General features: G+C 44.3%; 14 protein-coding genes. 5 read left to right on the forward strand and 9 right to left on the reverse strand.

Translation table 11 applies throughout. The features are described from left to right. On the forward strand, positions 1–181 hold a 181-nt coding region (locus FC15_RS09355), incomplete at its 5' end, for a hypothetical protein (protein ID WP_235803344.1). 528 nt (positions 182–709) lie between these two features. After that, on the forward strand, positions 710–991 hold the full coding sequence (locus FC15_RS05635) for a DUF1827 family protein (protein WP_057824776.1): 282 nt from the start codon (positions 710–712) through the stop codon (positions 989–991). 196 nt (positions 992–1,187) lie between these two features. On the opposite strand, the gene FC15_RS05640 is transcribed toward FC15_RS05635, so the two are convergent. The 3 genes from FC15_RS05640 to FC15_RS05650 all read right to left on the reverse strand — a co-directional run bounded on the left by FC15_RS05640 (position 1,188) and on the right by FC15_RS05650 (position 5,522). Next, the gene (locus FC15_RS05640) at positions 1,188–2,768 is read right to left on the reverse strand and encodes a peptide chain release factor 3 (protein WP_057824777.1); all 1,581 of its coding nucleotides are present in this window, start codon (positions 2,766–2,768) and stop codon (positions 1,188–1,190) included. Positions 2,769–2,891: 123 nt separating this feature from the next. Beyond that, positions 2,892–4,244, reverse strand: coding sequence for a hemolysin family protein (locus tag FC15_RS05645; protein WP_057824778.1), 1,353 nt, complete (start codon positions 4,242–4,244; stop codon positions 2,892–2,894). Between the two features lie 114 nt (positions 4,245–4,358). Continuing rightward, positions 4,359–5,522 (reverse strand): AI-2E family transporter, encoded by a 1,164-nt coding sequence (locus FC15_RS05650; protein ID WP_083479116.1) that lies wholly within the window; start codon positions 5,520–5,522, stop codon positions 4,359–4,361. An 84-nt stretch (positions 5,523–5,606) separates the two neighbouring features. Between FC15_RS05650 and FC15_RS05655 the strand changes: the two genes are divergently transcribed. Together FC15_RS05655 and FC15_RS05660 are read left to right on the forward strand one after the other, a co-directional pair. Beyond that, a complete protein-coding gene (locus FC15_RS05655; RefSeq protein ID WP_057824780.1) occupies positions 5,607–6,056 on the forward strand; it encodes a GNAT family N-acetyltransferase in 450 nt (149 codons plus the stop codon). A 30-nt stretch (positions 6,057–6,086) separates the two neighbouring features. Further along, positions 6,087–6,548 (forward strand): hypothetical protein, encoded by a 462-nt coding sequence (locus FC15_RS05660; protein WP_057824782.1) that lies wholly within the window; start codon positions 6,087–6,089, stop codon positions 6,546–6,548. Positions 6,549–6,787: 239 nt separating this feature from the next. Here the strand turns inward: FC15_RS05660 and FC15_RS09175 are convergent, their stop codons facing one another. From FC15_RS09175 to recX, 6 genes are all read right to left on the reverse strand, one after another. Continuing rightward, positions 6,788–6,949, reverse strand: a complete 162-nt coding sequence (locus tag FC15_RS09175; protein ID WP_157051249.1) for a hypothetical protein — start codon at positions 6,947–6,949, stop codon at positions 6,788–6,790. Between the two features lie 169 nt (positions 6,950–7,118). Beyond that, a complete protein-coding gene (ald, locus tag FC15_RS05665) occupies positions 7,119–8,219 on the reverse strand; it encodes an alanine dehydrogenase (RefSeq protein ID WP_057824784.1) in 1,101 nt (366 codons plus the stop codon). A gap of 331 nt (positions 8,220–8,550) precedes the next feature. Beyond that, entirely contained in the window at positions 8,551–9,075 is a 525-nt protein-coding gene (locus tag FC15_RS05670) for a hypothetical protein (protein ID WP_057824786.1), read from the reverse strand. 12 nt (positions 9,076–9,087) lie between these two features. After that, a complete protein-coding gene (locus FC15_RS05675) occupies positions 9,088–9,900 on the reverse strand; it encodes a DNA/RNA non-specific endonuclease (RefSeq protein WP_235803345.1) in 813 nt (270 codons plus the stop codon). Between the two features lie 115 nt (positions 9,901–10,015). Further along, positions 10,016–10,555 (reverse strand): nucleoside tri-diphosphate phosphatase, encoded by a 540-nt coding sequence (gene ntdP, locus FC15_RS05680; RefSeq protein WP_057824788.1) that lies wholly within the window; start codon positions 10,553–10,555, stop codon positions 10,016–10,018. Positions 10,556–10,710: 155 nt separating this feature from the next. Then, positions 10,711–11,502 carry a recombination regulator RecX gene (recX, locus tag FC15_RS05685; protein ID WP_057824790.1) on the reverse strand — a complete coding sequence of 264 codons (792 nt, stop codon included), beginning with the start codon at positions 11,500–11,502 and terminating at the stop codon, positions 10,711–10,713. A gap of 89 nt (positions 11,503–11,591) precedes the next feature. Between recX and rlmD the strand changes: the two genes are divergently transcribed. Continuing rightward, a complete protein-coding gene (gene rlmD, locus FC15_RS05690; RefSeq protein WP_057824792.1) occupies positions 11,592–12,974 on the forward strand; it encodes a 23S rRNA (uracil(1939)-C(5))-methyltransferase RlmD in 1,383 nt (460 codons plus the stop codon). Positions 12,975–12,984: the final 10 nt, after the last annotated feature.

Below are 12,984 nucleotides of genomic sequence, written 5' to 3' on the forward strand. Positions count from 1 at the left end.
ACAACAGAAGTTAAAAAAATCGATTTTATCAATTTGTCATTCTAGACACACGAATAATACAAAAATTCACGCCAAAATACTTGCACATTTCAAGCGAAATAAGCAAGTTTTTGGCGTGAATTTGAATATTTATCGTATCTCAATTTCACTATTTGACGCAATCACGATCTTTAAAACGTGATCATTATTTTTCGTTCGAAGAAAAATGCTGCAAGTAAATCACACCCAGTTATTTTGAGTTACCGACTAAACTAGAAGTTGCGGAAGACAATGGGCATGATTGCAGTGACAGTGCTATAAGCTCGAAACGTGTTTCGAGCTTATAACACGGGCAAAACTTTAGATTTTGTGTAACAAAAGCTAAAGTTTTAGGCGAAAGCTACTTTTTGAAGTAGAGCGTGGAGCAAGGCGGTTTGCAGTTGAGCATTAACGATAATTTCTGAATGATTCGTTTACGAATCGTTTAGAAATTGTTGTTAAGCACAGACTGCTGCCTTGCAGAACGCGTTTCAAAAAGAGCTGCAGCCGGCCCCACAGGCTAGCATGCCCATTGTCTGGAGCAACTTCAGTCCAACTGCCGCAGCAACTTTGCTCAAGTCAAAATCACCCAAATAAAAAAATGTTTTCGCTTTCAAGACTTCTCAGTGTCCAAAAACCTCATTTTATTTTATAATTAAAATGAAATTAAAAGATTAAAGGGAGTGATCAGATGCGACTTTTTGACGTAACTAACAACTTTAGCGAACTCGTGCATAACCAGCTTGCCGCAACAGATGCCAACCTCGTTAAAGTCTACTCATTAGGTAATATCATCGTAATCTACACTAAGGCGCCGACACACGAGGAAATTCTCCTCAAGAGCGATCAGCGTAACATTCGCGACGACGAAATTGAATTCGCCCTCAAAAACTTAACTTCTGTCACTCCAAAACAAGCAGAAGTGATCCACAGCAATCGTTTAGCGGAAGTTTCAATCAAACAACTCGCGTAATAAAAGTCACCGATAGCTCCGATGAGAAGTAACCCATAATTGTTAGATAGGCATTTAACAATTATGGGGTACTTCTCTGTGGTTCTACTCTTTTGACGACTGGTCTTTGGACTAAAATTTCTAAAATAAACAATTTGAACGCGTCAACAGCAAAAAATCCTTCTCATTTTTCGAGAAGGATTTTTTAATCGTTGGCTTACATGAGTGTCTTCAATTTAATATCTGGATACTTATCTTTGAACCAATTCTCAGCGAAGCGGTTCTCAAATAGGAAGAGTGGATTGCCCTGCAGGTCTTTAACTAACAGATTTCGACTCGAGGACATGCGTGGATCGAGTTGTTCTGGGTCGATCCAGCGTGCGGTACGTGCCCCAATCGGTTTCATAATCACTTCGGAATTGTATTCATGCAGCATCCGAAATTGGAAAACTTCAAACTGCAATTGTCCAACGGCACCGAGGATGTAATCGTCGGTCGCGTAGGTCTTGTACAATTGAACGGCGCCTTCTTGAACCAGCTGTTGCATCCCTTTATGGAATGACTTCTGCTTCATAACGTTTTTAGCAGTTACTTCAACGAACAATTCGGGGGTAAATTGTGGTAACTTCTCGAATTGAATGTCTTCTTTACCCGTATAAATACTGTCACCAATCTGAAAATTACCTGTGTCATACAAGCCGACAATATCACCGGCCACCGCAGATTCAACTTGTTCGCGTTGAGCTGACATGAACTCCGTTGCGTTGTTCAACCGCAAATCTTTGCCAGTCCGTGCGAGTTTAACTGTCATCCCCTTCTGGAATTCTCCAGAGCAGATCCGAACGAAGGCGATTCGATCACGATGAGCAGGATTCATGTTTGCCTGGATCTTGAAGACGAAGCCTGAGAACTCTGGCGCATCCGCACCGAGTGTATTACCACTCTGTAATTCGTGTTCTGCAGGTGCTGGTGCCATGCTCAAGAAACTCTTCAGGAAGCTCTCGACACCGAAGTTTGTCAAGGCAGAGCCAAAATAGACCGGCGTTTGTTCGCCCGCAGCAATTTTTGCACGATCGAACTTATTCCCTGCTTCTGAAAGTAAATCGATGTCATCTAAGGTTTGTTGATAGATCGTATCTTCTTTGAGTGGATGATTGCCTTTGATGGTTCCTGTTTCGGGATCGAGTGGCACGAAACGCGTTGCCTCGGATTCAGGTCGATACATTTCAATCCGGTGACTGTAAATGTCATAGAGTCCTCTGAGGCCCTTGCCCATCCCCATCGGCCAGTTCATGGCAACGCCTTCGATGTCCAATAATTCTTCCAACTCGGCGATTAAATCGAGCGGTTCGCGACCATCACGATCCAATTTATTCATGAACGTAAAGATGGGAATCCCACGTTTCTTAACGACCTTAAATAACTTTTTTGTCTGTGGCTCAATACCTTTCGCGGAATCGATAACCATCACAGCGGCATCAACGGCCATCAGTGTTCGGTACGTATCTTCGGAGAAATCCTCATGTCCTGGTGTGTCCAAGATATTCACACGTTTCCCGTCGAAATCGAACTGCATCACCGAACTAGTGACCGAAATACCACGTTTCTTTTCAATTTCCATCCAGTCAGACGTGGCAAAATTACCCGACTTCTTGGCTTTAACCGTTCCTGCTTCGCGAATCACACCACCAAACAACAACATTTGCTCGGTGATCGTGGTTTTACCCGCGTCAGGATGTGAAATGATGGCGAAGGTGCGTCGCTTCGCAACCTCTTGTTCTAACGTTTTCTTATCCAATTTAATTCCTCAACACTTTCTATCGACTGCAATAAAAACGCGCCGACAACAAGAAAAGTCATCGTCGCGAATATTACTCATTCTACACTATCATTCCTGATCGCATCTTAAACTCACATGCGTCTAATCCTCTTCCGAACTTTCTTCATCTTCGGTCGGCTCTGGCTTTTCAGGCATCGTCAAGGTGACATTCTCTAAACGTGATCCCTGCATCATGCCAGTGGTCAACGTCATTCCATTCTCTAACACGACGTTGAGGTGTTGACCATTCGTGGGAATCGTGCCAAGTTCTGTGATCACAAAACCAGCAATCGTATCCACGTCGTCGTTCTCCAATTCAGTTCCGAACTGATCATTGAAATCAGATAAAGGCATTTTACCGGCGATCACATACTTATGATCACTCAGTTTAGAATAGAGTGTCTCTGTTGAATCTGACTCATCATCGATGTCACCAACGATTTCTTCAAGGAGATCCTCGATCGTTGCTAATCCGACGACACCACCATATTCATCTAACAAAACGGCCATTTGTTGATGTGTTCGCTGCATTTCCAGCAGTAACTCATCAATAGTGATCGTTTCTGGAACGAACATTGGTTTAGACATGACGTCAGCCAACTTCAGATTCTCGAAGCCATGGTCGCGCGCCGTTCTCAAGATATTCTTAATATGCAGCATACCGACAATGGTATCTTTATCTTCTTTATAAACCGGAATTCTAGAATAAGGTTGATTCAAGATCAAGTCTATATTCTCGCTATCAGGATCGTTGATATCGATCATGAAAGCATCCGTTCGTGGCACCATGACTTCGCGTGCCATTTTATCGTTAAAATTAATAATTCCTTCGAGCATACTATACTCGTCAGGATTGATGATTCCTGTCTTGTGCGACTTCTCAATGACACCTAGCATTTCATCTCGGGTCATTTGATTATCATTGTTGGTTAAATCGACGGGTGTTATCTTAACCAATAAATTGGTCGAAGCCGATAACAACCACACGAATGGCCGCAGAAAAGCACGTACTGCCTTGACAGGACCAACACTCGCCTTAGCAACTTGTTCAGCCTTAGCTAAAGCAATCTGTTTAGGGAAAAGTTCCCCGAAAACAAGCGAAATGTAGGATAAAGCAATCGTAATGATAATAACAGAAACTTGTTCACCCCAACTCACGTCGCCAAACACTGGCGCCAACAAGCCTGCCATTGAGGTTGCGGCGCTTGCAGATGATAAGAAGCCCGCGAAAGTAATTGCAACTTGGATCGTCGCCAAAAAACCACTCGAATCATTCATCACTGCTAACAGAGACTTGGCTTTCTTGCTGCCGTTCTCTGCCTCTGTTTCTATTTTAGTTCGATTCACTGAGACGATCGCCATTTCTGCTGATGCAAAGAACGCATTGATCAGTGTCAAGATGACGATCAAAAGTATCTGTCCACCCAACGAACTACTGGCCGGGTCACCACTCATTGATTAACCAACTCACTTTCATTATGTTTACTAATGATTAATTATACCAAGCACAAATGTAGCTTTCAATACGGAAGTCCTATTTATGCTTAAAATTAAACAAATAAATCAACTTTACTTATCTTCACTGGTCGTCTTCTCATGGATCAACGACGATGGATCGACGATTGCCGCCTCAGAGCGCGCGCGTTTACGCAGGCGATAAAATGACATCAAGTATTTGATAATTGTTTTGGCCACCGCATAGCCTGGAATGGCGAGTACGATGCCGACGAAGCCGAACATATTGCCTGCGACCAACAAAAGCACGATAATCGTTAGTGGATGGATCTGCAACGTCTTGCCAATGACATTCGGATACAAGAGATTACTGTCGATCTGCTGCACCACGATCACCACGATTGCAACGGCAATTGCCTTAGGTGCCGAAATCGTCAGCGCGACAATAATCGCCGGTAAAACGCCCAGCCACGGCCCTAAATAAGGAACAATATTCATGATTCCAGCGAAAACACCGAGCAATAGTGCATATGGCATTTGGATAATCAAATACCCAATAAAAGTCAGCGTGCCCACAAACAACATGTCCAAGAACTGGCCTGAAAAATAGGTCGAGATGGTCTGATTCATTTGGTGCAAGAGTTCTGCCACCTCATCGCGATAACGCTCCGGAAAGAAGCGCTGAATATTTGGCACAAGTCGCTGGCTATCCTTCAATAAATAAAATAAAATGACTGGCACGGTGAAGGCACTAACCGCAATGCCACCAATTGAACTGATAACCGAACCAAGACTCAGGACATTATGACTGAAGTACGTGGTCACGTTTTTCAAAATTGTCTTCGGTTCGATATTCAGCTGTGTGACGGCATCGCTGAGATGATATTGCTTCGCCCAATCGCTCGCCAAGAATTTCTGAATGCCCTTCTGTAAGTCTGATGCGAATTGAGGAAAGTTACTGATAATGTTCGTAATCTGGGTCGTCAAACTAGGAATCAGCGCACTCATCGCAATGATAATCACGCCAAATAACAGAATAAAGGCAATTAAAATGCCCCACTGACGCTTAATTTTCAGTTTTTCTAGCAGATTGATCAAGGGATTCATTAAATAAAACAAAAAACCCGCGAACAAAAAAGGCCCAAAGAGCGTGGCTGTAAACGTCTGAATCGGACCAAACACGAAAGAAATTTTGCTAAGCATCCAAATCAAGGTTACAATAACTAATAATTGAATACTCCAAAAAAATAGTTTTGATTCTTTAAATTTGTTGATCATTGATTTTCTCCATTGACTGGTTTGGTCTATAATTATAACGAATACCAGCTCAAAATACATCCGTCAAAAGTAGGTTCTACGTTAATGAATATTAAACATCAAATCGGAATAAATAGCCAGATTTATCAAGATGCCTTAGAAATCCGTCGACGTGTTTTCGTCGATGAACAAGCTGTTCCCGAAGACTTAGAAATTGATCAGAATGACCCCATTGCGGATAACTACGTTGGTTATCTCGACGAAACCGCCGCGACCACAGCGCGAACGATTGCTGCACCCGATCACGGCTGGCACGTCCAACGTGTCGCGACCCGCATCAATTTCCGCCATCGCCATCTTGCATCTCAACTATTACAACAAATAATTGCAGACGCGACCGATCAACAAATTGCCTATCTGATTCTAGACGCGCAGCTCGCGGCGATTCCCTTTTATCAACAACTGGGCTTCCAATTAACCTCGCGTGAACAATTCTTGGATGCCGGCATCATGCATCGCGAAATGAAGCTCGATTTAACTCACACCACAAAATAAGCGTTGCTCGTGAGCACTGGAGGATTACAAATGACCAATATTAAACGTACATTTAGTTATCTTTTCTTATTCATCATTCCTTATGGATTAGCGATTCTATTGATTGGTACCTCTTATAATGCGCTCGTCATTCATTGGTCGAGTCGTTGGCGATTAGCGGTCGGCGCCATTGTTGGTACCATTTTCATGTCATTACTCAAGATAATTGTGCAAAAACCGTTAGCGCTCCTCAATCAGCAAGCCGCGGCCAAATCTCACGTCATGCGTTTCTTCTTGATCAGCGGTCAAAAGTCACTCGCAATTTTCAATCTCATTCTAGATGTCGTCCTTACCTTAGTTGGCATCTACGCCGCGCGCCGACTCTTTTCGCCACAATTCATCAATGGCACCGCACTCGGCTGGCTACTGATTAGCCTCTTCTGTTCTGCAATGATCGGCGCCTATTTTGCCTTTGATCAACTGCATCTAGACAAGCCCCTCACGAAAGCTTAACACCACATCTGAGTCGAAAGAAGAACCCACAGTCCATGATGACACGGATTGTGGGTTCTTTTTTCGATATTTAGGCTCAGACGCCGAACGATTGCGTACGAATTGCACTCAAATGGCGACAAAATCGTCAACAAAAAGACATCAAATAGATTGCTCTAAAATTCAGTTATCGTTCAGTTTCAAAAACTCTAATTAATCTCATCAAAAAAGAAGATTAAAAACTAATCTTCTTTTTTCACTTAATCAAGCCCGCCTAATCCGTAAATAACTAGACCCAGCCCAGCAATAGTTACAATCAACGATAAAACTCCTGATAGAACAAAATTATTTAAGATAACCATTGCCATTCCTAAATAAAACCAACCCTCCTTATCTCGTTTCACATTTTTAAAAAACTTCATTTTGTTATTTCCCTCGTTTTTTTACCAAGCGTTCCTTCGCTTCTCTTAGGACACTGATAATTTCCATCGAAACACAAACGCATCAGTCCTGTTTTAGCCGACAAAACATCGTTAATGTGATTCATCGAAGGTAGGCCATAGTCGTCGCGTCGAACCTCCACCTAATCAGTCACTTCAGCGGCTGGTAAGGCAAGTCCAAACTTTTAGCGACGGCTTGTGCGGTCACATGGCCATCGTAAATATTAAGGCCACTTGCAATTGTTGCATTATGCTTGATGGCAGCCTTAATGCCGTCGTTTGCGAGCTCTGTGGCGTAATTGATGGTCACGCTGGTCAACGCGTCAGTCGCCGTCTTAGGAACCGCACCGGGCACATTAGCGACCGCATAATGAACCACGCCATGACGAATGTAGGTCGGATCAGTAAATGTCGTCGCATGATCCGTTGTTTCAAAAATACCGCCTTGATCGATTGGAATATCCACCACAACAGAACCTGGCGTCATCGAGGCAATCATTTCCTCACTAACCAAAATTGGCGCTTTGGCACCGGGAATTAACACGGCACCAATCACTAGATCAGCGGTTTTGACGGATGCTGCAATATTAGCAGAATTTGAATAGAGGGTCTGAATATGACCATCGAATTGGTTGTCCACACTCGCTAAAACCCGTGGGTTAATATCTAGCAGGGTGACCTGCGCACCCAATCCTAACGCCGTCTTCGCCGCATTAAGACCAACGACACCACCGCCAATCACCGTGACGCGACTCTTACGAACACCGGGTACACCACTGAGTAACAACCCTTTGCCACCATATTCTGTCTGCAAGAACTGCGCGCCAATTAGAACCGCCATTCTACCGGCGACTTCACTCATTGGATTCAAGGCGGGCAAACTACCATCCGCGCCACGCATTGTTTCGTAGCCGATGGCGGTCACATGATGTTCTAATAAAGCCTCCGCCAACTGACGATTAGCCGCCAAATGAAGGTAGGTATACAGAATTAAACCAGGTTTAAAGTACTGATATTCTTCTGGAAGTGGCTCTTTGACCTTAATGACCATCTCACTCTGCCAAGCTTGCTCAGCCGTCCCAATTTTGGCGCCAGCTACTTCGTACGCCTCATCCGGATAACCAGCACCTTCACCGGCAGCCGCTTCAACAATGACCTGATGATGATTCTTGACCAAAATGCTAACACCGGCCGGCGTGATCCCGACACGGTCCTCATGATCTTTAATTTCTTTAGGTATTCCAATTTGCATCACTAACATCTCCTTAAATTTATGTTACCACAATATGAGCGTTTTTATGAGAATTTTGCTAGTTTTTAATCAAAATCACTCGAAAGTTCGGTCACATAAACCAGTTTAATGACTGCCGAAAATTAAGCTAAATCAGAAATTTTGCATAAAAAATATCCTAACATCTTTTTTGAAACTATAAAATTGTCAGTTGATTCACTTATCAAGGGCACCACTTAAGATTCATCATTTGCCGTTGGTGTAAAAAAATTGATGCCCCCCTATCGCAAAAAGCACTTTAGGTGGCATCAACTTTTTTTCGTTCAACAGTTTTTCAAATCAACTCAGTCAACTAGCCTAAATCATCCTCAAGTGCCTCTATCTCCGGACTAATATAGACGAAATACACTTGTTTATCTGCATCATCGATTGACTTGAAAGTTACTTTTTCCAAGAAATACGGCTGTTGCGCATGCCCCAGGCTCTCTGGTAACACGACTGCTTCCTTCTTGGCTTGATCAAAGACCTTTTCTAGTGTGAAGTTGACCGGGATCTGTGGTAAAAACTCTGGCGTTGATGACGACATCTTAAACGCCGAACCTGCGGGTAAATCGAAGGCATGCCACGATGCCGGCACTTCAAAATCTTGAGGCACGCTGATACCCGTCCAGTATTGATAGCTCTCTGGTGCATAGACAACGAGGCCGACGCGATTCGTCTCACCGAACGTTTTCAATAATTGGTCGTCGACCTTGGCGGTAGTCTGATCCGCTTGAAAATCTTGCCATGCGGTATAAAAACTACCGTTGACATCAATGTTAGTTGCGAGGGCAACCTGCCCGATAATTTTTAATGGTGGCACTTGAACAACACTCATTTTTTGCATCTCCTATTTAGCAGTTCTACTCTGACCGGTCGAATAATCTATAATGTAATTCGTTTGGATATTGAAAATATAAACGTTGAAGCTAACTTGGCCGTCTTCAACAGACTGTGCCATCATCTGAATCCCGCGAGCAACGAGTTCATTACCGCGAAAAACGGGTCGCACCTGATAACGAACGTGATGACCCGTCCGTTTGATATATTGAGCAATTGCATTCTCATAGTAAGTCATCCCAGGATCGTTGAGTGAACGAGTCCCTGTCATTAGATTCTTGGGATTGTTATTTTGACCCGTCAGCTGATAGCCAATCAAATGGCAACGATTGTAGAGATAATCCGTGTGTCCATTAATTTGGACTTTACGATTATGCCAACCTGTTGGCTGGATGTAGAGCCGTTCACGCTCCGTGGTTGGCATTGAATCTTTCCCAATCAAAGCATCCGCCACGCCGACACGATTCAAGCGATCTAGATCCGAATAATGATCCCAGCTCCCCTTCGCCAAGCTTAAATCAGCGGCTGAGAAAGTTGGCTTATTCTGATTGACGGCGATGATCTGCTGCTGGTCAAAATTCAATTTTGCCAGTTGATCCGCGGTACTATTGGCAGCCGTTTGCGTTTTACCACCAGTTGTCGGCGCACTTTTGGAGACTTGTTGACTGGTTAATGCACTCGAGCTTTGCGAGTTCGTCTGATTCTGATTGGGCTGACTGTTCGGATCACGTGCCAACCAGGTGATTGCCGCAACGAAAAGCACCAGGATGGCAGCGGTGATTTTTTTCTGGCGACGTGGCCTTCTTCTCGCGATAATAATCACTCCTCATGATAATTCTGTCCGCTGGATCAGCGCGGACGCTGTCTGATCCCTCTTTAACATGAAAAAAGCCCGCCGCAGCGAGCCGAAACTATATTACGTACCGACATCAAAGTATCTAAGCACGACGATGCAATAATTCTTGATAGCGGCGATACCAAATATCGATGTATGCCTGCGAAAAAGGGCCTTTCCCGTTATTGATCCAGTCAACGAGTACCTTGACATTCTCCTTGAGGATATGGTCTATTTCGGGTGAATAATGCCACTGTGCACCATGTGCCTTATATTCATCAACATCTAACAGGCGCTTCTCCCCGTTTGGAAAAACTTTAATATCCAGATCATAATCGATATACTTCAGGGCTTCGCGATCCAAGGTATAGGGCGTCGCCAGGTTGCAATAATAGGAAACACCACTATCGCGGATCATTGCCACAACATTAAACCAATAGTGCTTGTGGAAATAAACAATTGCTGGCTCGCGGGTGACCCAACGCCGACCATCGTCTTCAGTGACCAAGGTGTGGTCATTGCAACCAATCAGCGAATTCTCACTCGTTTTGAGTACCATTGTTTCTTTCCAAGTTCGATGCAAACTGCCGTCATGCTTGTAGCTTTGGATAGCAATATAGTCCCCTTCTTTGGGAACTTGCATCAATATCTAACCCACTTTCATGATGCTGATCTATTCTTGAACATTATAACAAAAGTCCACTTCAAAACAAAGTAAACCGTCATGCTTCACAGTCAATCAATGACGATTGGCTAGCAGAATAAATCACGTTTCGTCATTCGAGTCGGAGTTGATGATCATTCCGAATGCATGTCGAGCCATTCATTGATGGCATCGAAACTGAACCCCTTGCGCGCGAGAGATTGTTTGAATTTCTGCAGTTCTTGCCGATCACTGAGCGGTCGATAATGATGTAATGCCTTCTCGGCAGCGTTATCCAGGGCATCGGATTCTTCCTCTGCATCAACGACCAGATCCAATTCTTGCCAGATCAAGCTAATCTCGTCACCGGTGAAACCTTTCTGTTGCAGGGCCTGCTTCACCTTCTGCTCACGAACACGTTGGGCGAAGCGCGATTGGCGTTTCCACACTTGTTGCGCCAGCTTAGTGCCGTTTTCGACGACCGTTTCCTGATCATAAAGCGCTAGCGCATCTTCGATTTCATTGGGTTGGATGCCTTTTTGGCGTAGCTCATTGCCGATGACCACACGCCCTTTTAAATGCAAGGCCATGCTTGTTCGTACATACGCACGTGCATATTCGGCATCGTCCAAATAATTCTGATCGACGAGACGCTCAACAACTTGCACGATTGTTTCCGCATCGACCTCGTGATCACGTAAATAAGTCTTCATTTCCTTGATTGTTCGTAATTGATAGCTTAAATAATTCAAGGCCAGCCGGTAAGCCTGTGAATTGGCATCGGCCGCCATGAGTTCCTGCTTGAATGGCTCATCGATCACCATTTCTTTCTGCAAGGCGTATTGGATCAAGACATCCTCGCTAACTGGAAAGGCATAACGTCCATCCAGAAAGATATTATAACGGCCAGGCCGTTTCTGAGCACTGATCTTTGTAATTTTCGCCATGATTACTCACCTCCACCATCGCATTCGCTGGTCAAATCAATTATACTTAAGGTAATTCTACCATGAACGTTAAGAAAATGAGGTCAATAATGAAAGAATCTAATTCAGTCGTCGTCGAAGTCGGCCAACGTTTCCCACTCACCATTAAAAAAATCGGAATCAACGGTGAAGGTATCGGCTATTTCCAGCATAAGGTAACTTTCGTGCCTGGGTTATTACCCGATGAGGTCGCCGTCGTCGAAGCGACACAGGTGACGGATCGTTATATTCGCGCGAAAGTCCATCAACTTCGTCATCGTTCTACCCAGCGAGCAACTACTGTCCCCGAAATCGCCGAGAAAGTTGGCGGGCTCGAATTGGCGCACCTCAAGTATGATCAACAAGTATTCTATAAGAATGACTTGATCAAACAAGCTTTAGAGAAATATCGTCCCCGTGGTTATCAACATTATGATTTTTTACCACCAATTGGTGCGGATAATCCTTGGGGCTACCGCAATAAGGCCCAATTTCCGATTAAAATCAACGATGAAGGTCAACTAATCAGTGGCCTCTACCAACCAAATACGCAAAATCTCGTCGATTTACCCGAGATGCCGACACAAAGTCCATTGACGCTGAGTATCGTACGCCGATTATTGCCAATTCTAACCGAGTTGAAGATGCCAATCTATGACGCGAAAACCAACGCCGGAATTATTAAAGCTGTCGCTGTGCGTGAGTCACAACTCCACCACCAAGTTCAGCTGACCTTCATCACGAATTCGAAGAAGATGCCACACAAACAAGCCTTGTTGATTGCGATTGCTGAACAATTGCCTGAAGTTAGCGGTATTTTCCAAAATCTCAATCAGACCAAGCAGGGCCTTTTCTGGGGGGATGAAACTTGGAAGCTTGCAGGTGAAGATTATCTTGAAGAACAGGTCGGCGAGCGACGTTTCCTGCTCTCACCGCGGGCCTTCCTACAATTGAACCTGCCGCAAACTGAGAAGTTATATCGCGTCGTGACCGACTTCCTTGAACCACAATCGACAGAGACGTTGTTGGATGCCTATGCCGGTGTCGGGACAATTGGTCTGTCCTTGGCGAAGCGCGTGAAGTCCGTCGTTGGTATCGAGCAAATTCCCGAAGCCGTCGCCGATGCGCAACGGAACGCAGCCCATAACCACATTCAGAACGCCACATACCATTTAGGAAAAGTCGAATCAGAATTACCCAAGTTGCAAGCCGCCGGTGAGAATTTCTCTGCCATGATTGTCGATCCGCCACGTGTCGGCCTCGCGCCACAATTGATCGAAACGATTTTGAATGCACGACCAAAGAAACTGATCTATATTTCGTGTAATGAATCTACCTTGGCACAAAATCTGGTAAAATTAACTCAAGCTTACGTCGTCGATAAGATTCAAATGGTCGACATGTTCCCACAAACCGCACGTGTTGAAGCTGTCGTCAAACTCGTTCTTCGTTAGTTCTACTTGA

Source organism: Lapidilactobacillus concavus DSM 17758 (assembly GCF_001435835.1).
Taxonomy (GTDB): Bacteria; Bacillota; Bacilli; order Lactobacillales; family Lactobacillaceae; genus Lapidilactobacillus; species Lapidilactobacillus concavus.